Below are 23593 nucleotides of genomic sequence, written 5' to 3' on the forward strand. Positions count from 1 at the left end.
CAAACCCCAAGTCCATCAGAGTAAGTGCGCCGCCGCCATCCAACTTGCCGCTGTGACTACGGCGGTCACCGTCCTGACGTGGTTCAGCTTCGTCCAGTGGCTCGCATAGATCGGCCAAAACTCTGATATTTCTTTCGGTTTATTGGCCATCGCATCAAGCCGGTTGTTCAAGGGGACGTTGCCCATGACGGTGACCAGAAGCACACCTACGAGATAGGCAAGCGCCCCTGCAATGCACAGGATCTGGACCGCGCCTGAAAGTCGCCAGATCGCAAGAGCCGCAATCAGGGCCGCGACCGGAACAAGCCCCAGCAATCCAACCATGAAAATGGATCGATAGACTGTGCGGTTCAGCCCAACCATCCCGTCTGCCCCATGTGCATCGGGTGCCTGCGCAAGGCCGCGCATGACAAAATCCGAAAAGCTAAGGAAGACACCCGCTACCAAAGCCGCGATGAAGGCCGCACACGCCAAAGATACCTCAATCATGCTGCTCGCCTCTTCAACTAGAAATACCGACTGCGCGACCGATATATGACCGCTCGACCACTTGACGGGTCAGGAAGCGGGCGACATCGGCACGCGCGATTTTCAGATCAAGCCCGCGCGCTGTGATCGGCACGTCCTCGACAACGACACGCCGGGTCGCCTGTTCCGTGAAGGCTCCGGGTCGCACAATGGTCCAGTCAAGGCCGCTTGCCTCAACAAGGTGCTCCTGCAGTTCATGGTCGCGAAAGACCGGCGCAAGCAAAGCCCCAAACATGACGCGCTTCCACCAGAAATTCAGATTGCCCCAACTGTCGCGTGCACCCAGCGTCGACTGACAGATTAGCCGCCGCACGTTGTGCAGTTGCATTGCTTTGACGACATTCAGAGTGCCCTGTGATCGAATGACGCTTCTGCGGGACATCCCAGCACCCAGCGTTACTATAACCGCATCATGGCCGCGAACAGCATCGTTGACGTTCTGCGCGTTCAAGGCATCCCCAGCGATCAACTTAAGCGTGGTATTTGCCAGTCCAAGCTTTTCAGGCGTGCGGGCGAACGCCGTGACGGTGTGGCCGGCCTGCAAAAGACTTTGCACGGTAAGCCGACCGACTGTTCCGGTCGCACCAAAAACGATGACCTTCATTCTAGCCTCACTTGACACATTGTAAACTTGACATCGTGTCAAATGGATGCAACTTGACACTATGTCAAGCCCTTCGCTGAACACGCGCCAGCGCGCCCTCGATGCAACATGGAAACTCTTGGAAGCCAGAGCCGACCAGGTCAGCATGTCCGACATAGCCAAGGCCGCCGGGATCAGCCGTCAGGCGCTATATCTGCATTTCGCAAGCCGTGCAGAGCTCTTAGTCGCGACCACGAAGTACATCGATGGAGTCAAAAACGTGGATGCCCGCTTGGCTGAAAGCCGCGCTATCAAAGCCGGGCTGGCAAGGCTGGATGCTTATGTCACAGCGTGGTGCAACTACATCCCCGAAATTCACAGCGTATCCGTGGCCCTGCGTGCCATGCGCGCAAGCGACGCCGAGGCCGCTGCCGCTTGGGAAGACCGCATGAAAGCCGTCCGGCACGGGTGCGCCGCAGTTGTCGAGGCGCTGGGCGCAGATGGTAAGCTTAGGCGAGACCTCTCCAAGAAGTCCGCAACCGATCTTCTTTGGGTGTTCCTCTCGGTAGAGAATTGGGAGCGCCTCGTCGGAGAATGCGGGTGGGACCAAGAAACCTATGTCAGGTCGATGAAGACCATAGCAGCGTCGGCAATTACTGCCAGCCAACCGGATGAATAGCGGCCCAAAGCGGAAGTTGAAACCTCCTTCGGTAGCTGCAACGCGGCTTCGCTAAAGCGGACGTTCCAAAGACTTGCTCAGGACCAATCGAAGATAGGTGTTCGATGCGGCTGTGATTTCGGCGCACTCAGGCCAGTGTTTTGGAGCTGGAACCTGCGATCACCCTTATCCTGGCCCACAAAAGATCGGTAGCAATGCAGTTCCCGAAAAGACTACTGCGTCCAGAAATCCGCTAACGCTCCGATTTCCCTGTCAACTGCAAGCCAATATGACGCCGCGAAGTTCTGCCAGGCCCCTAAGCCGTCCGATCAACGGATAGCCTGGGAGGGTTGTACCAGAGCGATCATGTAACAGTGCGTGCCCATGGTCTGGTCGCATCGGAATACTGTGATCGTCCCGACCTTCGGCCTTCCGCCGTCGTTCTTCCGCTAAAAGGGCTCGCACGGTTTCGACAATGCCAGTGTCGCCATGTAGGTGCTCCGACTCCATGAAGCTGCGTTTGGCTCCGTCGCGCGCGCGATCGCGCGTTGTATTTCGCAAATGAGCGAAGTGGATGCGATGCCCATGCTGATCAATGAACTCAAGCGGGTCGAAGTCTTCGTTAACGCCAAGCGATCCGGTGCAAAAGGTTACCCCGTTGGAGCGACTGTCAACGGCGTTCAAAATGCGTGTGAAGTCCTCGAGGGTGGACAGCACCCGAGGCAAACCGAGCAGCGAGAATGGCGGGTCGTCCGGGTGACAGCAGAGCCTCATGCCGAGCGCCTCTGCGGTTGGAATTACTTCGGACAAGAAATCGATTAGGCTCTGTCTCAGATCATCCGGAGTGGTGCCTTCATAGACCGCGAGCGCTTCGAGGATGCCGGAAAGTGTCCAGGTGTCATTTGCCCCGGGCAGACCGGCGATGACATTCTCGACGAGAGTGGTCTTGTCCGGATCGCTGAACGTCGCAAACCGCGCGCGCGCGTCTTCTATCGTTTCCAGGGTGTAGTCGCAGAGCGCGCTCGGCCTTTGGAGCAGAAAGCAATCGAATATCGCAAAATCAACGATGTCAAAGCGCATCGTGTACCCGCCATTCCCTAACGGATGCCGAAGGCCCGTACGAGTCCAATCGAGCACCGGCATGAAGTTGTAGCAGACGGTCCGAATGCCACACTCGGCCAGGTTTCGGAGGCCTTGTTTGTAGGCGTCCAAATGTGCCGACACCGGACCGTTTTTTGATTTGATGGCCTCGGAAACGGGGAGGCTTTCAACAACATCCCATTTCAACCCGGATGGAATGCCCCCAGGGTTTTCCACCTCGCGTTGCCGCTTGTGAATTTCGGCCTTGGTCCAAACCTGCCCGTTCGGGATGTGGTGTAGGGCAGAGACGATACCGGTTGCCCCAGTCTGCTTTATGTCGGCGATGCTGATGGGATCAGCGGGACCGAACCATCGCCAAGTCTGCTGCATTTGACCTCACCCTTCTGCATATGCATGTTCGTTTGAGGGGACGTTCACATGTACCAGTGCGCCTTTGCCTGCGACCACTTGACGGGCAATGAAGCATCCGAATTCAATTCCGGCACGCAGGCTTTTCCCTTGCAAAAGAACCGCCAAAACACCTGCGTTGAAACTGTCGCCTGCTGCGGTTGCGTCGATCACATTTGATACAGGCTGAACCTCGGCAACATCGCGTTGGTTACCGTCTTGAAATTCGATCGTGCCGTCGCCGTTTTTGACAACTATTTGCGGGACGCCTTCCTTTGCATAACGCTCAAGTGTATCGGTTGGGCTTCGATCTCCGAACCAAGCCGCTTCGTCATCGAACGAAGGCAAGACGATATCCGCACATTTCGCAGCCGCCATAGTGGTTTCCATCATGTCTTCGGCGGAACCCCACAATTGGCGGCGCAGGTTGGTGTCAAAGGCGATGGTTTTACCAGATGCGCGGTGCTCCCTCACGGCGTCGAGGAACAAGGTTCGAGAGTGCCGATCAAGGATGGCGAGCGAGATCCCGGAGAAATAGATGAGATCGGCGGACGTCATCGAACGGTTTAGTGCTGGAACATCTGATGCGAATTGGCGCGCTGCGGACTGGCTACGCCAGTAGGAGAAACTGCGTTCACCCTTCTCCAGGTGGATCATATATAGGCCGATGGTCTTTTCAGAGTGACGCGCAACGTGCGTCGTGTCGATGCGGCTTTGCTCCATGAACGAGACCATCTGATCCGAGAGACGGTCAACACCCACGGCAGTCAGGAATTGGACCTCAAGCGCAGGCGCAACCCGGGCGAGATACCAGGCCGTGTTGAAGACATCGCCCGCATAGCCGAGGGAGAACTCCCCAGCTTGTCGAGAAGGCGCAAGTTCGGCCATGCATTCGCCGATTGCCAGAACGCGCATATTGGTCACAGGAAATCGTCGCGGCGGGGCGTGAAGCAATCCACCAGAGTTCCGGGTTCAAGACAGACGCAGCCATGGGTCTGGCCCGAAGGAATGACAAAACTGTCGCCTGATTCAAAAACCTGCTCCGCATCGCCGAGTGTGAAGCGAAATCGACCGCTTTCGACATAGGTTGATTGAACGTGGGGATGATTATGCAACTCACCGAAGGCGCCTGTCGCAGCGAAACGAAAAGCAACAACCATCAGATCCGGATGATCCGACAACACTTGTCGGGTGACATTTTCACCGGTTGAGACGATCGGAAATTCAGACATGGTCGGCTCTTTCTTCGACTAGGAGAACAGCATGCCGCCGTTGATGTCGATATTGGCTCCTGTGATGAAGGCGCTGTCGTCGCTCGCCAGAAACAATACAAGGTTGGCGGCGTCGTCGACGTGACCCTGGCGTTTCAAAGGCGCGTTTGTCTCAAACCCGCGACGGCCCGCATCCGGAGTGTGGATGTTGTGGAAATCCGTGTCGATCATGCCGGGGCATAGCGCGTTGACGCGAATATCGGGGCCCACTTCTTTGGCCAGGCCGCGCGTCATTGTCATGACTGCCCCTTCGATGTTGCATAGGCCACAGCGCCCGGTCCGCCGCCATCGCGGCCAGCTTGGCTTGCAAGATTGACGATTGCGCCTGAGGTCATCTTTTCAAGACAGGCTTTCGTCATCAGAAAGGTGCTGGTGAGGTTCAGGCGCATCACGGCCTCCCAATGGTCCAGCTCCATCTCAGCCATCGTCTTGCGTGCGATCAGGCCGCCGGCGTTGTTCACCAAGATATCGATACTTCCAAAGGTCTCTAGTGTTTTGGAAACGAGGGCTTCAACTTCCACCGCATTGTTAAGATCGCCTTGCATTGCAAAGGCTTGCCCGCCCGCCGCCTTAATCTCAGCCACAGTTTCGTCCGCCCCGGCAGAGCTGGAGAAGTAGTTTACGGCAACCTTCGCCCCTTCCGAAGCTAGTTTGATTGCAACTGCCCGGCCGATATCGCGACCACCTCCGGTCACAATGGCGGTTTTATCAGTCAGTTTCATGTCTGTCCTTCCTTTGCGGAATGCGAGTTGCGCACGGGTAAATCTTGAGACGAAGCGGTTCTGAGCATCATTCTGGGAACGCGCCCGGCATCAGCGTTTGGGGGAGCCAGAGGATGATCTCTGGGAAGGCCGATAAAAGGATCAGGATGATCAACATAGGGGCCAGGATGAACACAACCTCACGCAGCACTTGCACCACGTTGAGCCCGCCGATTGCTGCCGAGATCAACAGGCACAATCCATAAGGTGGCGTGACGAGGCCAAAGGCGAGCGAGACGATTCCGATGATTGCAAAGGCAATCGGATCAAGGCCACCGGCTTGTGCCACCGGCATCAGGACAGTGCCGAGGATAATGATGGTTGGGATGGCATCAATGAAGAGACCAAACAGAAGGAATAGCAGTGCGATCAACAAGGCAGTTCCAAACGGGCCAAATTCCCAGGCCGTGAGAACGCTGACCAGGAGGCGTGGCGCATTGTAGAACGAAAGTAGCCAGCCGAAGGCCGAAGCTGTGCCGATTGCAAACAGCGAAATGGCCGCGAACCGGGCAGTGTCATAAAGGATATGCCCCAGATCCTTGGGCGTGACTGTGCGGTAGACGAACATTCCAAGGATCAATGCATAGCCCGCCGCAATAATGGCGCTTTCGGTTGGTGTGACGATACCGCCCACGATACCGCCGATCACAAAGATAGGGGTCAACAGCGCAAGAGCCGCACCTTTCCAGGCTGACCAGAACTCGCCCCAATTTGGCGTGGCTGTCACGGGGTAGTTGCGGATTTTGGCGAACGCGTAGACCGTGCCCATCAGCGCCAGACCAATCAGAAGCCCTGGGATGGCACCGCCAAGAAACAATGCACCGACTGAGATCTGCATGACCCCGCCCCAGACGATCATCAGGATCGACGGTGGGATGATGACACCCATAACCGATGAGCACGCGGTTATCGCCACCGCAAATCGGGTGTCATAACCCTCGCGTTGCATGGCGGGGATGAGGATTTTGCCAATACCAGCTGCATCGGCGGTGGATGAGCCTGAGATGCCCGCAAAAAGCATCGAGACCGCGACATTTACATGCCCCAAACCGCCGGGCATCCAACCTGTCAGCACGCGGGCCAATTCGATCAGACGGTCTGTCACCTTGCCCGAATTCATCAGATTGGCCGCGAGGAGGAAGAAGGGCACTGCAAGCAGGATGAACGAATTATAGCTCTGAAACATCCTGTCGAGGACTATGAACGGGGTCAGCCGCAATTCGAGGAGAACGACGGGGATTGTGGCAAGCCCGAGGGCGAACGCCACAGGAACGCGAATGAAGATCAGAGCAAGGAATGCCGCGATCAACATGATCGCCGCGGTTGCGGTATCGAGGATCAATTTAGCGTCCTCCCGAGACTGAAAAACTGCGCGAAGTCCTCGACCAATCGGTAACCCGACAGGACCAACCAAAGACCACCCGCAATCGGAACCGAGATGTGTGTGATTGCGAGGTTCGCGCGCATCATTACCGAGCGCTGATTGCCGCCAAATTCTGTGTATTCGATGCCATAAAACAGGAACAACGCCCCAAAGATCATGATGGCGAGGTGGACGGTGCCGTTCTGGATCAGCCGAAAGATCGGCTTTCGTGCGTCGGGCGTGATCCGAACGTCGAAATGCGTCCCATCCCAAACTGCGACGACCGATCCAATCATGACGATCCAGACGAAGAGGAAGGTCGCCAGTTCTTCGGTCCAGAGGTATGTTGGAATTATTCCGGTGTAGCGTGACAGGACCTGCATTGCGACCGGCACAGCCAGCGCGCCCATGAGGATGCCGAGCGCGACGCGAAGGGCCGCGCAAAAGCGGTCGAGTAGAGTTCCAAGCATATCTTGCCTCGATCGAAGAAGTCGGACCGCGATGCGTCAAGCGATGATCCGGCGGGCGAGGTATAATCTCCTCGCCCGCCAGTTGGGAGATTACATACCGCGAATGGCTTCGAGCAGTTCGGTCGCACCAAGCTCTGCTGCGTAGGCATCTTGAACCGGCTGAACCAATTCGAGCATTTGCTCACGACCTTCGAATTCGTGCACTTCGATCTGGCCTGCCTCGAGCATCTCTTGCAGAATTTCGCCATCTGCGCCGCTCTCAAGTGCGCGTCCAAAGGCGCCAGCCTCTGCCCCGGCCGCCATGATGGCGTCTTGCAGGTCCGCAGGCAGTCCGTCGAACGTGGCTGCCGACATCACGATGGGGCGCACCGTAATCGTGTGTTGGGTCAGCGAGATATGCGGCGCAACTTCGTAGAAGTTGAGGTTCTGGATCGAAGCGGCTTCGTTCTCAAAGCCCGCAATCACGCCTGTCTGGATTGCGTTGTATACTTCGTTATAGGCAATAGCGGACGGTGCGGCGCCAACAGCATCGAATGTTTGGGCTTGGATCGGAGCACCCATCACACGCATCCGGTGTCCAGCCAGTTCTTCCATGTTGGTTATCGGTGCAGCGGACGCGAGGTTGCGTACGCCACCGCCGTGGTAGCCGACGATTACAATGCCCGCCGCTTCGCGCAGGTCATCTTCGAGGGGCGAAAGGACGTCTGAAGAGAGCACCGCATTCCAGTGTTCCAAGTCGCGGAACAGGAAGGGCATATCCATCAGGGGGATCGACTCAGAGAATACAGCCATGTTGGAGGGGGCGAGGATCGTGTAGTCGACTGCGACACCCTGGTTGAGATACGTCACATAGTCCGATTCAACGCCCAGTTCGCCATTCAAGCGTAGATCAAAGGCAACTTCACCGTCATAGTTTTCGGCCACGAGACGTTCGAATTCTCGCAAAGTCTGCGTAAAGGCATGCTCCTCGTCGAACATGCTTGCACCGCGTAGTGTGACGTCTTGCGCCTGCACCGTGACGACGCTTCCCAACAGGATAGCCGTAGCAGCCATCGTCTTGATCGAAAAATTGAACATTCGTTCCTCCCAGATGAGATTCAATTTGTTGTCTTTCATCCCGACAGGGCCGGGACGGGCTTCGGAGTCACAAGGATCCCGTTGCCGCATTCGGTCATGCTTGCTTTTGACGTCTCAAGCCTCCCTTAAGACGTCAGCCAAACCTCAAACTGGGATACTAGTCAACTAAAATATGTGATCCTATATCGTGAAAAAGCCGCTTTCGATAAGACTATCGGGGAATAATTGAGCTTCTAGTATCCCAATTTAACCTGTTCTTTTCCCGATTGCTCTGCCACAGTGCTGAGAAACCTAGGCAGGATGTGCAAGCGATGGCAGGGATAGACACACTCGATCGGGCAACCAGTAGCGATATGGTATTCGACGCACTCTACGCGCGAATTACCCAGTTGGATTTGCTGCCGGGCACCAAGATCTCCGAATCGGAAATTGCCAAGTCGTTCGGGTTGTCGCGACAGCCAGTTCGAGAAGCATTCACACGGCTTGCTAAGCTCAACTTGCTATTGGTTCGTCCGCAACGCGCGACAGTTGTGCGCCCTTTTTCACGCCAGTTGATCGCAAACGCCCGGTTCGTCCGTACAGCGGTGGAGTTGGAGGTCGTTCGCGCTGCGTCCTTGGAGAGAGACCATTCAATAGATGCTGAGCTGAAATCCAACTTGAAGGATCAGGCAAATGCCGTGGCCGCAGAGGATGCGCGAGCGTTCCATGATCTCGACTACGAATTTCACAGACTTCTGTGTGCTGCAGCTAAGCAAGTATTTGCGTTCGAGATTATTTCCGAGAACAAGGCGCAGGTTGACCGGCTTTGCATGTTGGCGCTGACGAGCAAGGATGCGATGGCTGCGCTCCATGAAGACCATCAGTTGCTTTCGACTGCGTTGTTCAACGGGGATGCCCATACAGCAGATGAAATCCTGCGGGTGCATCTGAACCGACTTACACCCACGATCGACGCCATTTACACCACCCACCGGGCTTACTTTGACGACTGATCGCTCTTAGGCGAACCCTTTGGCGCAAGAGTACACAACGGTTTTCTTGTGTTTCGGCCCGAAGCAGACGTTCAGTAGAGCCAGAAGATGCCGCGCTGCGGCGTGCCGAAGGAGACATTTGCCGCTATCCAATGCCAAAGGCCAAGCAACCGAAAAGCGCTGTCTAATTCGGTATATTTGCTGCGTTTCTTGCGCTAACGCCGTACCTGCAAAATGCTCGTCCACCTGGCACAAGGTATCTCCAGAAAGGGTTTGGTGTTTCCCAATGGAAATAGGCCACGATTGATTAAGACGGTCAGCGTGCAAAAAAGTGCCCTAGAGCGGCGCTGCTCACGATGCGCGTCGTGTGAGTGCCGGCACGCCAAGGCTCAACAAGAGAGGTCGCGTAATTGAGCTCCCAAGGGGACCATTCTTGCCGCGATTTGCGCATGTACAATAACTTGCGCGGTCAAGGAATTTAGCACTGCACACCCAGCGTGAGCGCCCCATCTACCACCAGGTTGGTTCCAGATACAAAACTCGCCGCCGGGCTCGCCAAATAGACGGCCGCGCTGGCGACTTCCTCTGGCGTGCCCATCCGTCCCATCGGGTTGGCAGCAACTTGTTTTTTGAAGAAGTCTGGATTGTTCGCTTCGTGTCGGTGGTCCAGGCTGGTACTGGGATTGCGACGAGCCGAAATGATGTCGCGATCTGCCTCAGACGATAGCATGATGACATCGCTGTTGCAGTTTGGGCAGATCGCACGGAACGCATGTTTTCCCTGCAGGTTGAGGTCCTCAACGGTTGAAATCTCCGGGACCACATGACCCTTGCAAGTGACGCATTTGAACGCACCTGGCCGCAAAATGCGCTTGTTCTTTGCGGCTCGGTGTTTGTGGAATGCCTGCACAACGGCACCCCGAAACCGGTAGGGTGCCGGAACGTCAGACGGCTGCAATCCTTCGCCGACCCAATTGGAAACCGTGTTCGCGGTTACCTTGAACATCGTTTGCAGGTCCTCGACACTGTAAACCCAATGCCCTTTGACTCGCGATATCGAGTAAGACCGGCTCACTGGAGCGGGGCCTTCGCAACCAATTTCTCAAACGCAGCAAGTTCGCTCATGCGCCAACGGGACGTGCCGGGGCTCAGCTTGTTCGGTTTAGGAAAGCCTGGGCGGACATCGACCCAACGCCAGACTGTGGACCGCGACACGGAATAGCGCGCAGCGACGTCGATATCCGACATGAACTTTTCAACACAAAATGCGCAGGGCGCCTCGGCGACTTCGCTGGCTGGGAAATCAGAATTTCCGATTTCCGCGTACAGGTCCAACTGATCGGGAAGTACCTCGCGGCTCTCGCCATCAAGCGGCGGACGCTTAGCCATTGCTGTCGTTCTCATAGAGGGCACGAATCTCTTCGACGCGCCAAACAGTCGTCCGGGGGCCAAGCTTGATGGGCTGCGGGAAACGCCCGTCCTCGACCCCTTTCCACCATGTCGATTTCGAAACAGGGATGGAGCCGTCCTGCCCAAGGATCTGGGCCAGACGGACAAAGCCGGTGCGAGGGAAGTCAGGTGCGTTTTTCATTGTGCGTTCCAATCTCAATCGATTGCACGCAGTCTCACCTTGTCCTGACAGGTGTTGAGGCACTCAAGGTCAAAAAATTATCCTCTGAAGTATAACAAAAAATGCCGTTCTTGAGTCCCTATTTTCCCTGAATCGCCGCGCGTGCATCGCTTCCGAGCTGTCTAAATCCGCCGCGTAACGTCTTCTTAAGCACCCTATCTGTGAGAGAGAACCCAATCATCTGGCCCGCGTTTTGAATCTCCTTGGAAACGCGCCCGATGTCGTCCTCAGACAAGAGCCCGTGTTTTTCCACTGCCATGGTTACAATGCCCCGCTGAAGCATAGATTCGGTAAAGTGGTGCAAGGCGGCCTCCCTCAACCCGGGCGATTTCTTCGAACCGGTCCTCCAGAAAGTACAGAACCTCATCTGTCCGCGTGTCTTTCTTGTAGGATCTGAACAGGGCTGTGTAGTCCACGGTCCGAGGCTCAACGCCGACCGTCAGGAGCGCGGCCTCTGCCAAGGTGATCACCTACGGCAGAATGCCAGTGCGCCTTTTGGGGAAGGCGGTCGTCTACGGCCCAGCCTCCTGCAAACCAATCCGGGGTGGCCGCCGTCAGCGATCAGATACAGGCGGATAATTTGTGATGGATACCGTGCTCAAAGGCGAAGGGGTTCGTCTGAAGGCCGGTTGCGTCGCAGTAGCCCTGCATAAGCTCCTCGGTTGAAATGGTTCGCAAACGAGCTTCAATGTCGCCGCGAAAGGATTTGAGCTTCCTTTCAAACTCCATAAAGATTTGAAACGGCTCGGGGCAAATTCCCTTCAGTATCCGAGGCCTTTTCCATTAGGCCAGCTCGCCCAGTGCCAGATCTACCGCTTTTGTGATCAGCGGGTCTCGTCCTTCGTCGGTCATTCACTCGGGTCCAAGTGTTGGTCTCTTCCATGCCCATCCAAGGGTGCGCCACGCCAAGTCATAGCGAACATGGTCTGGCACAGGGTCCCAATTGGTCTCAAGAGGGCCGGGCGCGTCTAGCGTTCTGCGCGCCGCTCCTCCAGCTATCCAGCCCACCAATCCATCATCCTGATCCGCTCCTCCCAATGCTCGCCCCGCGCATAGGCGCGGCGGAAGGCGTTGGCCTCGATGTGGGCGAGTTGCCGTTCGATGGCGTCCGGGTTCCACAGGCCGCTCTCATTTGCCAATGTAGAGAATGTCGCGCGAAAGCCGTGGGCGGTCATTTCTTCATTCGTGTAGCCGATGCGGCGGAGGGCTGCGTTCAGGGTGTTCTCGCTCGTGGGGCGTTGAAGGTTGCGCAGGCTGGGGAATAGGTAAGCGCTTTGGCTGCTCAGGGCTTGGAGTTCGCGTGCAAGGGAAACGGCTTGAACGATACTTGAACCGCCACAAGCGCGAGCCGCTCGGATTGACCAAAAGGTGCAGTCCGTCGAAATCCGCGAGCTTGAAAGGCTTATCGCGCGGTTTGATGTTTCAGAATCTGTGTGTCTGACAACGGCATGGTTGGGGGTATCGTCCTTGGGGGTATTTCGCGAAACCCCCAGATTATACCCCCAATGGGGGTACATGTCCCGGGCCTTGGATGGACCTTGCTGGACAAAGAGATACCGCAAAGACCTTATATTTAAGGTCCTATCGGATGTCTCTAACCATGTCTGGATTGGAAGGTGGTGCCGCTGAAGGGACTCGAACCCCCGACCCCATCATTACGAATGACGTGCTCTACCATCTGAGCTACAGCGGCGTAACCGCGGCGCTATTAGCAAGGCGCGCGCGGGTTGAATAGACCTAATTTCGCGTTTCTACCGTGACATCCGCGTCCTCAACCTCTGAGGAAGTCGCGTCTTCACTTGTCACGCTGTCGTCTGTCGAAAGTGCGATTTCGGGGACCTCCACGATATCAGCATCTTCTGCCGGTGCGGAGTGGTCTTCCAATGCGCCTACGATCAACGGCAGCATCTGTGCCGGGCCGGCCAAGGCAGCCTCGGATTGGCGCACTTCGGACCAATCCAGCGTGTCAAAGCTATCGCAATTGCCGCAAACCGGGCGCCAATCCTCATGGACGTGCCCGCAATTTCCGCAGACCCATTGGTTCCCGCGAGAGGCTGTGACAGCGCGCGCCAACCAGCCGCGAACGACGCGGTCTTCCGCGCCTTCGCCCCGTTCAATAGCAGCCATCAATGTCAGAGAGCGCGCTGTGGGGCTGGTTTCCGCCAGATCGCCGAGCGCTTGGCGCGCGGCCGGGAAATCCTCCGCCGCAATCTGCAGCTCGGCCTCCAGCATCTTGGTCTCGGGATGCCCGCGATGCTTGGCGAGAAGGGGACGGAACCGGCGCAGGCGCAAGGCAGGGGTCTCATCGGGTTCGATATCCGCGAAAGCGGCGGCCAGGTCCGGGTGCGGGGCCTGATCCCAGGCCTTGCGAATGGTCTTCACGGCCTGACGCTTGTTCCCGGCCTCGGTTGCCAGACGCGCCGACATGACGGAGGCCGGCACAAGGCCCGGGGCCAGGCGGCTCGCCTCGGCCACATCGCGGGTGGCGGTCACAACCTGCCCCTCAGCCATCGCCTCACGCGCATGGGCGAGCGCCAGAACAGCATCACGGCGACGGTGCAGATCGCGGGGCACATTGCCTGATTTCAGCGCTTGCGCGAGCGTGCCGCGCGCTCCCTGCCAATCTTCATGGCGTGATTGCAGCGAGATAAGAGTGGTCTGTACCTCGGCATTTTTAGGGCGCAGCGCCAGAGCCTTTTCCCCAAGTTTCAGGGCCGTATCCGTATCGCCCTCCTCAAGCCGCTGCTTCATCAGCCCGCGCACGCCGACAAACCGGGTGCGATCATCCTGGACCAATGCCTTGAAGGTCTCGGTCGCCAGCACCCGGTCCCCCACCATTTCCGCGCCCTGCGCTTTCACGAGGTTGGTCAGTTCGGGACGGTTCAAATACTTGCCCGCCCGCTCCGCCTTGCGGATCGCCAGACGGCCTTCGCCCGCGGCCAGCGCCATCATGCCCTCGCTCAGTGCCTCGAAGCCTTTGCGTTCCGAGCGGCGGTCGAAATAGCGGCTGACCGCAGTCTCATCCCCGTTCAGGAAGCGCAACGTGGCGACCAGAAGGCCCACGACCTTGAACAGGATCCAAACCGCCAGCAGCAGCACAAGCGCACCGATCACGGCCTTCACCGGCGTGATGATGTACTCGGTACCCAACACGATCAGAGTGCCAAGGTTGTCCATCTCGAACAACGCCGTCACGCCAAGGGTGAGGCCGACGACGATCAGGATGAACAGGATGATTTTCAGTAGCGACCAGAGCATGTCCCGCTCTCCTTAATTGTCGAGCGTGGCGGCAAGCTCCGCCAGAGCTGCATCTGCGTCGGCGCGGGTTTGCACTTGTGCGACCCAATCCGCCAAAGGCTGCGCGCGCCTTCAGGCAGGCTCTCGATCTCGGTGAGGGCCGAGGCAAGATCGCCCGCCTCTACGGCGGCGCCGACACGGCTGAGCACGGCATCCGGGTCATCGCCTTCGCGCGGCACAACGGACCGTCCGCCAAGCTGGTTTTGCAGGAACGCGCCAAGCCCGCCCATCACGCCATCCTCGGCGGTTTCTCGGTTGGCCTCGGCAAGTGCCGCCCGGGCTGCAGCGGGGTAGGCGGCTTGCAGGTCTTCCAGTGTCGGCACGCCAGTTTCGGCCACGGCCTGCAAAGCGTCAGGCACTTCGACATCCATACCCGATAGTGCCTCAGCAAAGGGATCACCGGCGGCCATGGCGATTTGCACGCGGCTCAGTGCGGCCTGCGCCTGTGTGGCGGCGGCAGTGGCTTGTGCTTCGGCCTGCGCCTCGGCAATTGCGGCCTGTGCCGCGTCGGAGGCTGCTTGCAATTCGGCGGCAGCAGCGGCCTGCGCGGCTTCAGCGGCGGCAACTGCCTCGGCGGCGGCATTGCGTTCTTCCGCCAGCCGGCCTTCAAGCGCTTCGACGGCGGCGGCCATCGCCGCGCTGTCTTCATCGATTTCGCCCGTGAAGACCGGTCGCTCTTCAAGTGCCACAACGCGGCCGGTTAATGCCTCAACCGCTGTACCGACGCCCGCAACATCGGACGCAACGCCTGCGATTGCGTTTTCGATGCCGGACAAATCCACCTCGGGCATTGCGGGCGGTTCAGCTGCGGCAAGCGCCGCGATCTGTTCCTGCAATCCGGCAATCGTGCCTTGCTGAGTCTCGATCTGTTCCAAGGCGGCCGTCAGGGTCGGGTCAGCTTCGGGGGCCTCACTGGGCCGCAATCCGAACAGGGCGGCCCCATAGCCAAGGGCCGCTGCAACCACACCCCCGATCAGGAGCGGACCAAACCCCGGGCCGGTCCGTTCCACCACACGCTCCACCGTCACGGGCGCAGCGGGCGCCTCCTCGACCGTAGTGGCACCTTCAGCTGGGGCGGTATCTTCCACAATCTCGGTTTGCGCGGGGTCATCATCGGCGCCTTGGGCCGCCGTTGTATCGCCCGGCTCGATCGTCACGCGATCACCAGGATTGGGTTCGGCTGCCACGGCATCCTCGCCCAACGTATCATCCCCCAGCAAAACCGTATCGCCGCCCAATTCGCCTTCACGCGCCTCAGTGCTCACGCTCTCTGCGTCTGGCGAAACACTTTCTTCTGCGTCCGACTTGCGCGATTTCCGGCTGCCCGAACGGGAGGACGTTTGCTTCGCCATATGCTGAGGCCCCTCATCTCTGTCATACACAAGCTGTCAACGTAACCTGACAGGGGCTCCGAGTCAGCCCGGTTCAAACTGTCACGACGCAGCAGCGGCTTCTAGGGGAATTCCGCCGCATTCCATACGGTTCCAATGCCTTGCGCATTTCTTCGCCATTGGGCTCTGAAATTACCTTCACACGCGTCTGGAGCGCTGCAGGGAGTGTGTCTTTCACGGCATCGCTCATCGCAAAAAGAACTGAATTTTCAGCAGGTTCCGGCGCCGCGTCCGCGAACAAGGCGGCGGAGCGCGGCGAGAAGAGGGGCACAAGCACCTCCGGCTGCCTAAGCGCCGCGTGAAACGTGGCGTCGGGCGGTAGGATGGCCTGATCATAGGCGGCAATCCCACGCGCATCGAGGCCCGCATCGCGCAGATGCCCCACCACATCCCCACGCGTATGCCGACCATGAACATGCAAAAGCGTGCCCGCCAGGCGACGCGCCACCAAGTCCGCAACCAGCGCCTCAGCATTCGGACCGGATTCGACGGCATCAAACCCGGCTTGGGATGCCGCATGGGTCGTCCGCGGGCCCACGCAAAAGGCGGTCAGGGCGGCCTGCGGTAGGAACGGGACTGCATTTTCAGAAGTCAGGATCAGGGCCGAGATACCATGCAGCACAACCGGCGCACCCGTCGGAACAATCTCCATCAATGGTGCAATGACCACATCGAACCCGTCCAAACCTTCTGCGAACCGCTCGGATGCTGCGCGCGGGCGGGTCAAAAGCAGGGTGGGGCGCGAGTGGACAGCCATGGACCACGGTGTTACCCCGCATGGGCTTGGCAGACAACGGCAGCGCGCGCCCATGACCCTGACGATCCTCGGCATCGAAAGCTCTTGTGACGATACTGCCGCCGCCATCTTGCGCGGCTCGGGCGATGCGCCGCAGATCCTGTCAAACGCAGTGCGAAATCAGACGGATCTACATGCAGCCTACGGAGGCGTTGTGCCTGAGATCGCCGCGCGCGCCCATGCCGAGGTGCTTGATCTGATGGTTGAACAGGCGTTGGCGCAGGCCGAAGTCTCGCTGTCAGATGTCGATGCGATTGCCGTCACTGCGGGGCCGGGGCTGATCGGGGGCGTGCTGTCGGGCGTCATGGCCGCGAAGGGCCTGGCGATGGGGCTTGGGAAACCGCTTGATCGGTGTGAACCATCTGGCCGGTCATGCCCTGACCCCGCGTCTGACTGATGGGGTCGCCTTTCCCTATCTGCTTCTGCTGGTCTCAGGTGGGCATTGCCAATTCCTGCGTGTGGAGGGGCCGGACGCATTCACTCGCCTCGGCGGCACCATCGACGACGCGCCGGGCGAGGCGTTCGACAAGGTCGCCCGCCTTTTGGGCCTGCAGCAACCCGGTGGTCCGTCCGTCGAGCTGGCCGCGCAAGCGGGCGATGCGAAGCGCTTCAAGCTGCCGCGCCCCCTGTTGGATCGCTCGGGGTGCGACCTCAGTTTCTCGGGTCTTAAAACCGCCGTGTTGCGTGCGCGGGACGATCTGGTGGCAGAGAAGGGCGGGATGACAGAACAGGACCGATCCGATCTGTGCGCCAGTTTTCAGATGGCAGTAGCAGATGTGCTTGCCCAGAAATCGCGCCGCGCGCTGGCAGCATCGGATGTCACCGCTTTTGCCGTGGCGGGTGGTGTCGCGGCCAACAAGACGCTGCGCGCGCGGTTGGAGGATGCCACGGACCTGCCGTTCATTGCGCCACCCCTCGCGCTTTGCACCGACAATGCCGCGATGATTGCCTATGCGGGGATAGTCGCATTTGAGGCCGGGCGCACGGACGATATGGCCCTCAATGCGCGCCCGCGCTGGCCGTTGGATGAAACGGCGGCCCCCATGATCGGATCGGGCAAGAAGGGGGCCAAGGCATGAGGTTGGATGTCATCGGGGCAGGGGCCTTTGGCACGGGCCTTGCCATCGCCTTCGCCGAGGGCGGGATCGACGTGACCCTTTGGGCGCGCGACATCGGGACCTTCACAGGTGGCGAGAGCCATCGACTGCCCGGCCATAAACTGCCGGTAAATATTCGCGCGACGGATGATCTGTCGACCTGTACCGCCGAAACCGCCGTCTTCGCCCTGCCCACCCAAACTCTGGGCGGCTTTTTGGCTGCACGTCGCTTTGGCGCACAAACCGCCATCTCGTGCGCGAAGGGCATCGACCGCGCGACGGGTGCCGGACCAACGTCGCTTATCGCAGCCCACATCTCGCAGGTCGCGCAACTCACCGGCCCCAGCTTCGCGGCCGACATCGCCAAGGGCCTGCCCACGGCCCTGACGCTGGCTTGCGCAGACGATGCCCTTGGGGCGCATCTGCAAACCGCACTCAGTACGCAGGCCCTGCGCATCTACCGCACGACGGATGTGATCGGGGCGGAGCTTGGGGGGCACTCAAGAATGTAATCGCCATCGCTGCGGGCGCTGTCATTGGCGCGGGTTTGGGCGAGTCGGCGCGGGCAGCCTTGATCGCGCGCGGCTTTGCCGAGATGACCCGCTATGCGACTGGAAAAGGCGCCCAGGCAGAAACCCTCACCGGCCTGTCCGGCCTTGGTGATCTGATCCTGACCTGCGGGTCCGAGCAATCGCGCAACTTCCGTTTCGGCCTCGCCCTTGCGCGCGGCGAGGCTCTTCCTGAGGGTACCACAGTTGAGGGCCTGCACACCGCTCGCCAACTTAGCGAAAGTGCCGCTGATACGCCAATCGCAGACACGGTTGCGGCCCTTGCAGATGGCAGGCTGGACATAGCCGGCGCGCTCGACCACCTTCTCAACCGTCCCCTCAAACCGGAGTAAGCCATGCTTGTTGCCATCATTGCCACCGACAAACCGGGGCATCTGCAAACCCGCCTCGACAACCGTGATGCGCATCTCGCCTATGGCAAGGACAGCGGCAAACTGGTGATGGCGGGGCCAATGCTGGACGCCGACGATCAGATGTCCGGCAGCCTTCTGGTGATCGAGGTCGACACCATTCAGGAAGCATACGATTTCGCCGACAACGACCCCTACGCCAAGGCGGGCCTCTTTGAGAAAGTGCGGATCGAGAAGTGGAAGAAGGTGATCGGCTGATGCGCTACTGGCTGTTCAAATCCGAACCCTCAACCTGGAGCTGGGATCAACAGGTTGCCAAGGGCGAGGCGGGCGAAGAATGGGATGGAGTGCGTAACTACCAGGCGCGCAATTTCATGCGCGAGATGGCGTTGGGCGACCGCGGCTTTTTCTACCATTCGCAGAAGGAGAAGGCGGTTGTGGGCATCGTGGAGGTTTGCGCCGAAGCGCACCCGGACAGCACCACCGATGATGATCGGTGGGAGTGTGTGGATATCAAGGCAATAAAGGCGGTGCCTACTCCGGTCACGTTGGATCAGATCAAGGCGGACGAGCGGCTGGCGGACATGGTTCTCGTCAAGAATTCCCGCTTGTCCGTGCAGCCGGTGACCGAGGATGAGTTCAAGGTGATCTGCACCCTCGGTGGGCTTTAGGCTACACTCAGTTCAGCGTGGCCGTTGCGAACAACACGCTGAAATCTTCGCACCAGATAACGACCGAGCCATAGGCGCTTACGTCGACATCCGCCGGGATGCTGTAGGTCTGCGTGCCCTGCGGCGATTGCAGCCGCCCGAGCGATACCCACTGGCTCGCGAGTACCGCGCCGCTTGTTGCGGGGGAGCCATCGACCACCAGCCAGACCTCAAGGTCCGGGCCCGGCGTGACCGAGAATTCCGACAATTGCAGGATCGTGTCGCCGTCCGCTGTTGTGGCGATCGTCGCCGTGCCGTCGCCCTGATGGCGCGCGTCGGCGTCCTGGAACTGGCCGGAGGCCACGGCGGTCGCAGTGGCTTGCGCCTCTGCTGGTGCGGTGAAGCCTCCAAGGCCGGCAAGGCCGACACAAAGGGCAAGGGAAAGGGTGAAAGCGCGCATGGCTTGTCCTCCGGCACGAGATTGGATGCCGCAAACCTAGTCGCGTCGCGTCTCAAACAGGAAATCACGTTCGCGGCACAGCGGCGTGAACACTGCCTTGCCGTAAATAGAAATGGGGGTTCCGACCCCTTGGAACCCCCCATCCACCCACGCGCGGCCTCGCTCCGCTCGTGTAACTGAAATTCGGGTCCGCCTTACTGGCCAGACGACAGCGTTATGCCATTCATGCCGCCCTGCAGCAAAGGAATTGCATTTCGCATTTGACCTAAATGCTAGGGCACTTTGCGTTTTATCTGGGGCATTCTTCCCGCGTTCGCGCCATCGGCGCGAGGCAGCGGGTTGCGATTCAAATCAATCGCAAAGTGCTCTAGCGCTTGCCGGGCGGAAGTTTGGCAAGGCGATCCGATAGATGGGCCACTTCTGCCGCGCTCCATTGCGAATGCACCCGCGTGGTGCTGGCGGGTTGATGCCCCAAGCCCAATGTCTTGCCTTCCCGATGCGCGCCGCGTGGGCGGATCGGCCGCGGTTGAAAGCCTCCGCCGCAAGTTGGGCAGACATTCCGCAAAACCTGTTCCACGCAGTCCGCGCAATAAGTGCACTCATAGGAACAGATGCGCGCCTCCGCCGCGTCCGGTGGAAGATCCTTGTCGCACCATTCACAGTTTGGCCTCAGCTCAAGCATAACCCACTCCTCAAACGAAAAAGGCCCACCCGAATTGGGCAGGCCCTCAACAGTCAACGCATCCGGTCTCAGCCGTAAACGCTCTCTTTGCCGAAATGCTTGGTCAGCATGTAGTAGACCACGGCGCGGTATTTGTTGCGCTCGGAACGGCCATAGGTCTCGATGACCGAGTTGATCGCGTTCATCAGATCGGGGCTGTCGGGCAAACCCAGCTTCTTCATCAGGAAGTTGTTCTTCACGGTTTCCAGCTCGCCTGCCTGCGTTGCCGCCACAGTCGATGCGTCCGCGTCGTAGATCGACGGGCCGCAGCCGATGGTCACTTTGGTCAGCAGCGCCATGTCCGGCTCCATGCCGCACTTGTTCTTCAGGTCATCCGCATATTGCGCGATCAGATCGTCACGTTTGCCCATGGGTTGGTTTCTCCCCCGTTAGTGTTTTCATGTCTCGCACCGGACCTTTCGGCCTGGCTCGCGCGGAGGTTAAACGCGCGCACCCTTTCGAAGAAAGAAAAAGTTGCAGGGAAAAACGTCCCGGCGGTCCCCTGCGCTTATGCTGCAACAAGCGGCGAGACTTCGCCTTCGCGCAAAACATCAGCCGCATAGGCCTTTCGGCCAAAGACCTCACGCACCATCGGCTCAAAATGATCCAGCGTCTCGCTGTCATAGTCCGGGTCGAAACTGGACTGATCCCAGCGCTCGCAGAAGGTCGCGCAGCTCTCGAAGCAGGGATGATCGCGGTAGCGGTCCCGCGCGTTGCGATCCCAGCCATAATGGTGCCCATAGTAGAGCATCTGGAAAAGCCCATGATGTTCCACCACCCAGGCCACATCCCAACGCACGAACGGGCGGATCACTTCGGCTGACATGCGATCGTGGTTTTGCGGGGCCAGCCCGTCGCCGATATCATGCAGGAGCGCGCCAACGATCCAGTCGATGTCCGCGCCGTCCCGTTCCGCTCTGGTGGCGCTTTGCAGGCCATGGTCCAGCCGAGTGATCGGATAACCTTCCAAGGTGATGTGCTCCTGCCGCCGCAACTCGTCCAGTACGCGGTCCGCCGTCAGAGCAAGGAACGGCTTCTCCAGCCGTTCGAGCATTTCGTAGTCGGCCTTCGTGCCATCCTTCATCTGCGTGAAACTGACGGTCTCGCTCACAGCTTGGCCCCTTCATACATCGCCACATCGGCTTCGGCCCCGGCCGTCAAGGCAGCTGATTGGGCGACCAGAACCTCATTATAGAGGGTCAGATCTCGTGGGTCGAACAAACCGCGTGGCCCGGCAAGGTTGATCCAACCCTGTGCCTTGTCCTTCCCGCGCACGAGCATCGCATAGTCACGATGCAACCCCTGCCGCACGTCCGGCGTGACATAGCGGATCGCGCAACCAATGCGCCGATCGTCCGAGCGGTTGGGCGCCGAGGCATGGAAGCAGCGCCCGTGGTGCAGCGACATCTCACCCGGGCGCAACGGGCCGGGCACCGCGCGCGCTTCATCGACACCCGCAATTTGCTGTCCGCGGCTCAGAAGGTTCGCGTCGTCAAACGTGTCTTCATGGCTGACAATGCCACCGACATGGCTGCCGGGAATGAAGCGCATGCACCCGGCCTCAACCGACACGTCACTTAGCGCAAGCCATGCGGTCACTTCCTCGTCGGTCTCGCCCATGCCCCAATAGGTGATGTCCTGGTGCCAAGTGACAATGGTGCCATCGCCGGGTTCCTTGATGAACAGCTCAACCGACCAGACCAGAAGGTCGGGGCCAAGAACGTCTTCCACTGCATCCAGAATTGCGGGTGTGCGCGCGATCTCAGCCAGAAGCGGGATCACCAATTGCCCATTCACCCTGAAAAACTGGCTTAGGCTGTGACCGCCCGCACCATCGCCGTGGGTTGCCTCCAAGGCCTCAACCTCGGCGCGCAGATCGGCGGCCTCTCGTTCCGTGAAGACCGGGACGGGGTGAAGGACACCGTCCGCACGATACCGCGCGATTTCTGCGTGATTGAGTCCAGCCATGACGAACCCTCCCTTACGCTGAACGGTTTCATTGCGGCTTTGTGGCGTCTGTCACAAAATCGACCCGTGAAGCGTCGCATTTTCTTCATATCGTTAACGTTTCTGAAACCCCGCCACAGGACAAAGCCTGTCGATGCATCACTGCGGGGCTTCTCGACAAGGGCGGCACCGCTTCGACGACGGTTTGAAAACCTGGCCGAAGACAGCCCCCGAATTGGGCCTAGGTCAGGTTTCTCGGACGCGCATATTCCGCCCCGTTAGCACCGGGGATCGAACCGCCGCACCTGCGCGGCGCCGCGTATCTTGTTTGACGGTTGCCCGATCAAACCATCCTAAAGCGAGGCGATGTAGCGATCCGGATCCTGCAACTCGAACGCGCCGAAAAACGCATCGGGCCCGTAATCCGCCATGTCCAATTCTAGGAAATCGGCAAAGATCTCGTGCTCAGCGTCGAACAGGGTGCGGTTGTTCGGGTCTATGTTTCGGACAACAAGAATGCCCGTGCGCGGCGCACCGACAACCTCCAGCACCAGATCGGGGCGGTATTTCTGCAGGATCGGAATGATCTTCCATACATCACCTGTCCAGGCATCGATCTCGTCCAGCGCGCTCAGCTCGCGCGTCGTCATCTCGGCATTGAATGGCAAGATGTCATGCAGCGCGATCACGCCACCCGCCGCCATTGCAGCTTCGGTATTGCGAAAATCGCGCAGCACATAGTCGATCAGATGCATCCCGTCGATGAAGGCCAATTGCGGGCTGATCCCGGCGCGCGCTAGAAAGCCGCCTTCGAAAAAAGTGTCACTCTCTTCCTGAAAAAACAGCTGCGCGCGGGAGGCGTTGAACACATCGGGCACCAGTTTGAATTCAGGATCAACGGCGACAAAGCTGCACTTTCTGTCCTTAAGTGACGATCCCGTGCGGGAGCCGATCTCAAGATACCAGTCGGGCGCCACCTGCGTTTCAAGCCCCGCCAACACACTGCGATACCCCGCCCCAGAGATCTGAGGGAATCCCGGTGCATGCAGCATTTTCCGGCGGGATGATTTGCGTTTGAACAATGGCATGTCAGCTCAGCACCTCACGAACAATGGTTTCAAGGTCACGCGCGATCTGTTCGGGGCGAACGCGCTCGGCCATGGCCTGACCTCGATCTTGTGCCTCAGCCCAATCTGGGCCGTTCCAACTGTCTTTCAGCCGCGCGATGGCATTTTGAATGTCGGGCACGTCGGGCGTATCACACATAAACGGATAGTCTTCGCCCAAAAAAGCCTCTGCGTCATCGACGCTGCGGTTGACGACCATCGCAGCGCCACACCACGCGGCGGTAAAACCCTTGGTGAAAGGCTTGAATTTGCGGTTTGGGGCATCCGCCGGATCGGGGCGGACACAGTAATGTGCCGCCGCGTTTGCCAGGGCCGTTTGCGCCGCCTCGAATTCGGCGGGTGTGCCGCCCTCAATCACGTCCACTTGCGGGCGGATGTCATCTGGTAA

General features: G+C 59.1%; 27 protein-coding genes, 1 tRNA gene and 3 pseudogenes. 6 read left to right on the top strand and 25 right to left on the bottom strand.

Features of this window, described 5'->3' with window-relative positions; all coding sequences use genetic code 11:
* Window positions 1-15: 15 nt before the first annotated feature.
* Both ACZ1HK_RS15285 and ACZ1HK_RS15290 read right to left on the bottom strand, forming a co-directional pair.
* Window positions 16-489, bottom strand: a complete 474-nt coding sequence (locus tag ACZ1HK_RS15285; protein WP_472629419.1) for an anthrone oxygenase family protein — start codon at window positions 487-489, stop codon at window positions 16-18.
* 13 nt (window positions 490-502) lie between these two features.
* The gene (locus tag ACZ1HK_RS15290; RefSeq protein WP_472629420.1) at window positions 503-1288 is read right to left on the bottom strand and encodes an NAD(P)-dependent oxidoreductase; all 786 of its coding nucleotides are present in this window, start codon (window positions 1286-1288) and stop codon (window positions 503-505) included.
* On the opposite strand from ACZ1HK_RS15290, the gene ACZ1HK_RS15295 reads away from it, so the two are divergent.
* Window positions 1278-1790: a TetR/AcrR family transcriptional regulator gene (locus ACZ1HK_RS15295; RefSeq protein ID WP_472629421.1), complete on the top strand. Its 513-nt coding sequence runs from the start codon at window positions 1278-1280 to the stop codon at window positions 1788-1790. The genes ACZ1HK_RS15290 and ACZ1HK_RS15295 overlap by 11 nt on opposite strands.
* A gap of 252 nt (window positions 1791-2042) precedes the next feature.
* Here the strand turns inward: ACZ1HK_RS15295 and uxuA are convergent, their stop codons facing one another.
* From uxuA to ACZ1HK_RS15330, 7 genes and pseudogenes are all read right to left on the bottom strand, one after another.
* On the bottom strand, window positions 2043-3239 hold the full coding sequence (gene uxuA, locus ACZ1HK_RS15300) for a mannonate dehydratase (protein ID WP_472629422.1): 1197 nt from the start codon (window positions 3237-3239) through the stop codon (window positions 2043-2045).
* Window positions 3240-3245: 6 nt separating this feature from the next.
* The gene (locus tag ACZ1HK_RS15305) at window positions 3246-4172 is read right to left on the bottom strand and encodes a sugar kinase (protein WP_472630848.1); all 927 of its coding nucleotides are present in this window, start codon (window positions 4170-4172) and stop codon (window positions 3246-3248) included.
* Window positions 4173-4177: 5 nt separating this feature from the next.
* Complete coding sequence (locus tag ACZ1HK_RS15310; protein ID WP_472629423.1) at window positions 4178-4489, bottom strand: cupin domain-containing protein; 312 nt, start codon at window positions 4487-4489, stop codon at window positions 4178-4180.
* Between the two features lie 18 nt (window positions 4490-4507).
* Window positions 4508-5250: pseudogene (locus ACZ1HK_RS15315) on the bottom strand (3-oxoacyl-ACP reductase family protein).
* A gap of 67 nt (window positions 5251-5317) precedes the next feature.
* The gene (locus ACZ1HK_RS15320; RefSeq protein WP_472629424.1) at window positions 5318-6631 is read right to left on the bottom strand and encodes a TRAP transporter large permease; all 1314 of its coding nucleotides are present in this window, start codon (window positions 6629-6631) and stop codon (window positions 5318-5320) included.
* Entirely contained in the window at window positions 6628-7122 is a 495-nt protein-coding gene (locus tag ACZ1HK_RS15325) for a TRAP transporter small permease (protein WP_472629425.1), read from the bottom strand. The genes ACZ1HK_RS15320 and ACZ1HK_RS15325 overlap by 4 nt, the downstream gene beginning before the upstream one ends.
* Window positions 7123-7212: 90 nt before the next feature.
* Window positions 7213-8199: a TRAP transporter substrate-binding protein gene (locus tag ACZ1HK_RS15330; protein WP_472629426.1), complete on the bottom strand. Its 987-nt coding sequence runs from the start codon at window positions 8197-8199 to the stop codon at window positions 7213-7215.
* A gap of 311 nt (window positions 8200-8510) precedes the next feature.
* Here ACZ1HK_RS15330 and ACZ1HK_RS15335 point away from each other — a divergent pair, with 311 nt between their 5' ends.
* Window positions 8511-9191, top strand: a complete 681-nt coding sequence (locus ACZ1HK_RS15335; RefSeq protein WP_472629427.1) for a GntR family transcriptional regulator — start codon at window positions 8511-8513, stop codon at window positions 9189-9191.
* Between the two features lie 457 nt (window positions 9192-9648).
* On the opposite strand, the gene ACZ1HK_RS15340 is transcribed toward ACZ1HK_RS15335, so the two are convergent.
* The 9 genes from ACZ1HK_RS15340 to ACZ1HK_RS15380 all read right to left on the bottom strand — a co-directional run bounded on the left by ACZ1HK_RS15340 (window position 9649) and on the right by ACZ1HK_RS15380 (window position 16245).
* Window positions 9649-10245 (bottom strand): SDR family oxidoreductase, encoded by a 597-nt coding sequence (locus tag ACZ1HK_RS15340; protein ID WP_472629428.1) that lies wholly within the window; start codon window positions 10243-10245, stop codon window positions 9649-9651.
* Window positions 10242-10559, bottom strand: a complete 318-nt coding sequence (locus tag ACZ1HK_RS15345; RefSeq protein ID WP_472629429.1) for a helix-turn-helix transcriptional regulator — start codon at window positions 10557-10559, stop codon at window positions 10242-10244. The genes ACZ1HK_RS15340 and ACZ1HK_RS15345 overlap by 4 nt, the downstream gene beginning before the upstream one ends.
* Window positions 10552-10761, bottom strand: a complete 210-nt coding sequence (locus ACZ1HK_RS15350; RefSeq protein ID WP_472629430.1) for a helix-turn-helix transcriptional regulator — start codon at window positions 10759-10761, stop codon at window positions 10552-10554. The genes ACZ1HK_RS15345 and ACZ1HK_RS15350 overlap by 8 nt, the downstream gene beginning before the upstream one ends.
* Window positions 10762-11795: 1034 nt before the next feature.
* Window positions 11796-12086, bottom strand: a complete 291-nt coding sequence (locus tag ACZ1HK_RS15355) for a tyrosine-type recombinase/integrase (protein ID WP_472630849.1) — start codon at window positions 12084-12086, stop codon at window positions 11796-11798.
* Window positions 11980-12219: an Arm DNA-binding domain-containing protein gene (locus ACZ1HK_RS15360; protein WP_472630850.1), complete on the bottom strand. Its 240-nt coding sequence runs from the start codon at window positions 12217-12219 to the stop codon at window positions 11980-11982. Before ACZ1HK_RS15360 ends, ACZ1HK_RS15355 begins: the two co-directional genes overlap by 107 nt.
* Before the next feature lie 198 nt (window positions 12220-12417).
* Window positions 12418-12493: transfer RNA gene (locus ACZ1HK_RS15365), tRNA-Thr, on the bottom strand.
* A gap of 44 nt (window positions 12494-12537) precedes the next feature.
* Window positions 12538-14058 (bottom strand): heme biosynthesis HemY N-terminal domain-containing protein, encoded by a 1521-nt coding sequence (locus ACZ1HK_RS15370; protein ID WP_472629431.1) that lies wholly within the window; start codon window positions 14056-14058, stop codon window positions 12538-12540.
* Window positions 14040-15449: a COG4223 family protein gene (locus ACZ1HK_RS15375; RefSeq protein ID WP_472629432.1), complete on the bottom strand. Its 1410-nt coding sequence runs from the start codon at window positions 15447-15449 to the stop codon at window positions 14040-14042. Before ACZ1HK_RS15375 ends, ACZ1HK_RS15370 begins: the two co-directional genes overlap by 19 nt.
* Before the next feature lie 73 nt (window positions 15450-15522).
* On the bottom strand, window positions 15523-16245 hold the full coding sequence (locus ACZ1HK_RS15380) for a uroporphyrinogen-III synthase (RefSeq protein WP_472629433.1): 723 nt from the start codon (window positions 16243-16245) through the stop codon (window positions 15523-15525).
* Between the two features lie 52 nt (window positions 16246-16297).
* Between ACZ1HK_RS15380 and tsaD the strand changes: the two are divergent.
* From tsaD to ACZ1HK_RS15400, 4 genes and pseudogenes are all read left to right on the top strand, one after another.
* A pseudogene (gene tsaD / locus ACZ1HK_RS15385) lies at window positions 16298-17363 on the top strand (tRNA (adenosine(37)-N6)-threonylcarbamoyltransferase complex transferase subunit TsaD).
* A pseudogene (locus tag ACZ1HK_RS15390) lies at window positions 17360-18282 on the top strand (NAD(P)H-dependent glycerol-3-phosphate dehydrogenase). The pseudogenes tsaD and ACZ1HK_RS15390 overlap by 4 nt, the downstream one beginning before the upstream one ends.
* Window positions 18283-18285: 3 nt before the next feature.
* Window positions 18286-18558: a YciI family protein gene (locus ACZ1HK_RS15395; protein ID WP_472629434.1), complete on the top strand. Its 273-nt coding sequence runs from the start codon at window positions 18286-18288 to the stop codon at window positions 18556-18558.
* The gene (locus ACZ1HK_RS15400) at window positions 18558-18971 is read left to right on the top strand and encodes an EVE domain-containing protein (protein ID WP_472629435.1); all 414 of its coding nucleotides are present in this window, start codon (window positions 18558-18560) and stop codon (window positions 18969-18971) included. Before ACZ1HK_RS15395 ends, ACZ1HK_RS15400 begins: the two co-directional genes overlap by 1 nt.
* A 7-nt stretch (window positions 18972-18978) precedes the next feature.
* On the opposite strand, the gene ACZ1HK_RS15405 is transcribed toward ACZ1HK_RS15400, so the two are convergent.
* The 7 genes from ACZ1HK_RS15405 to ACZ1HK_RS15435 form a co-directional block, all read right to left on the bottom strand.
* Window positions 18979-19410: a DM13 domain-containing protein gene (locus ACZ1HK_RS15405; protein ID WP_472629436.1), complete on the bottom strand. Its 432-nt coding sequence runs from the start codon at window positions 19408-19410 to the stop codon at window positions 18979-18981.
* A 367-nt stretch (window positions 19411-19777) separates the two neighbouring features.
* Window positions 19778-20092, bottom strand: coding sequence for a DUF1272 domain-containing protein (locus ACZ1HK_RS15410; protein ID WP_472629437.1), 315 nt, complete (start codon window positions 20090-20092; stop codon window positions 19778-19780).
* Between the two features lie 68 nt (window positions 20093-20160).
* Entirely contained in the window at window positions 20161-20502 is a 342-nt protein-coding gene (locus tag ACZ1HK_RS15415) for a DUF2853 family protein (RefSeq protein WP_472629438.1), read from the bottom strand.
* 137 nt (window positions 20503-20639) lie between these two features.
* Complete coding sequence (locus ACZ1HK_RS15420) at window positions 20640-21215, bottom strand: HD domain-containing protein (RefSeq protein ID WP_472630851.1); 576 nt, start codon at window positions 21213-21215, stop codon at window positions 20640-20642.
* 23 nt (window positions 21216-21238) lie between these two features.
* A complete protein-coding gene (locus ACZ1HK_RS15425) occupies window positions 21239-22099 on the bottom strand; it encodes a phytanoyl-CoA dioxygenase family protein (RefSeq protein ID WP_472629439.1) in 861 nt (286 codons plus the stop codon).
* Window positions 22100-22431: 332 nt separating this feature from the next.
* Complete coding sequence (locus ACZ1HK_RS15430; protein WP_472629440.1) at window positions 22432-23076, bottom strand: class I SAM-dependent methyltransferase; 645 nt, start codon at window positions 23074-23076, stop codon at window positions 22432-22434.
* Between the two features lie 91 nt (window positions 23077-23167).
* Window positions 23168-23569, bottom strand: a complete 402-nt coding sequence (locus ACZ1HK_RS15435; RefSeq protein WP_472629441.1) for a glycosyltransferase — start codon at window positions 23567-23569, stop codon at window positions 23168-23170.
* Between the last annotated feature and the right edge of the window lie 24 nt (window positions 23570-23593).

It is taken from the genome of Gymnodinialimonas sp. JB5-7, from assembly GCF_055693405.1.

What these genes read in the sequence shown, in the direction of transcription:
- ACZ1HK_RS15285 (WP_472629419.1), bottom strand. Translation starts at nt 489, where the DNA reads ATGATTGAGGTATCTTTGGCGTGTGCGGCCTTCATCGCGGCTTTGGTA.
- ACZ1HK_RS15370 (WP_472629431.1), bottom strand. Translation starts at nt 14,058, where the DNA reads ATGCTCTGGTCGCTACTGAAAATCATCCTGTTCATCCTGATCGTCGTC.
- ACZ1HK_RS15290 (WP_472629420.1), bottom strand. Translation starts at nt 1,288, where the DNA reads ATGTCGGACATGCTGACCTGGTCGGCTCTGGCTTCCAAGAGTTTCCAT.
- ACZ1HK_RS15380 (WP_472629433.1), bottom strand. Translation starts at nt 16,245, where the DNA reads ATGGCTGTCCACTCGCGCCCCACCCTGCTTTTGACCCGCCCGCGCGCA.
- ACZ1HK_RS15295 (WP_472629421.1), top strand. Translation starts at nt 1,278, where the DNA reads ATGTCCGACATAGCCAAGGCCGCCGGGATCAGCCGTCAGGCGCTATAT.
- ACZ1HK_RS15345 (WP_472629429.1), bottom strand. Translation starts at nt 10,559, where the DNA reads ATGGCTAAGCGTCCGCCGCTTGATGGCGAGAGCCGCGAGGTACTTCCC.
- ACZ1HK_RS15350 (WP_472629430.1), bottom strand. Translation starts at nt 10,761, where the DNA reads ATGAAAAACGCACCTGACTTCCCTCGCACCGGCTTTGTCCGTCTGGCC.
- ACZ1HK_RS15305 (WP_472630848.1), bottom strand. Translation starts at nt 4,172, where the DNA reads ATGCGCGTTCTGGCAATCGGCGAATGCATGGCCGAACTTGCGCCTTCT.
- ACZ1HK_RS15330 (WP_472629426.1), bottom strand. Translation starts at nt 8,199, where the DNA reads ATGTTCAATTTTTCGATCAAGACGATGGCTGCTACGGCTATCCTGTTG.
- ACZ1HK_RS15335 (WP_472629427.1), top strand. Translation starts at nt 8,511, where the DNA reads ATGGCAGGGATAGACACACTCGATCGGGCAACCAGTAGCGATATGGTA.
- ACZ1HK_RS15375 (WP_472629432.1), bottom strand. Translation starts at nt 15,449, where the DNA reads ATGGCGAAGCAAACGTCCTCCCGTTCGGGCAGCCGGAAATCGCGCAAG.
- ACZ1HK_RS15400 (WP_472629435.1), top strand. Translation starts at nt 18,558, where the DNA reads ATGCGCTACTGGCTGTTCAAATCCGAACCCTCAACCTGGAGCTGGGAT.
- ACZ1HK_RS15405 (WP_472629436.1), bottom strand. Translation starts at nt 19,410, where the DNA reads ATGCGCGCTTTCACCCTTTCCCTTGCCCTTTGTGTCGGCCTTGCCGGC.
- ACZ1HK_RS15425 (WP_472629439.1), bottom strand. Translation starts at nt 22,099, where the DNA reads ATGGCTGGACTCAATCACGCAGAAATCGCGCGGTATCGTGCGGACGGT.
- uxuA (WP_472629422.1), bottom strand. Translation starts at nt 3,239, where the DNA reads ATGCAGCAGACTTGGCGATGGTTCGGTCCCGCTGATCCCATCAGCATC.
- ACZ1HK_RS15410 (WP_472629437.1), bottom strand. Translation starts at nt 20,092, where the DNA reads ATGCTTGAGCTGAGGCCAAACTGTGAATGGTGCGACAAGGATCTTCCA.
- ACZ1HK_RS15395 (WP_472629434.1), top strand. Translation starts at nt 18,286, where the DNA reads ATGCTTGTTGCCATCATTGCCACCGACAAACCGGGGCATCTGCAAACC.
- ACZ1HK_RS15310 (WP_472629423.1), bottom strand. Translation starts at nt 4,489, where the DNA reads ATGTCTGAATTTCCGATCGTCTCAACCGGTGAAAATGTCACCCGACAA.
- ACZ1HK_RS15415 (WP_472629438.1), bottom strand. Translation starts at nt 20,502, where the DNA reads ATGGGCAAACGTGACGATCTGATCGCGCAATATGCGGATGACCTGAAG.
- ACZ1HK_RS15325 (WP_472629425.1), bottom strand. Translation starts at nt 7,122, where the DNA reads ATGCTTGGAACTCTACTCGACCGCTTTTGCGCGGCCCTTCGCGTCGCG.
- ACZ1HK_RS15420 (WP_472630851.1), bottom strand. Translation starts at nt 21,215, where the DNA reads ATGAAGGATGGCACGAAGGCCGACTACGAAATGCTCGAACGGCTGGAG.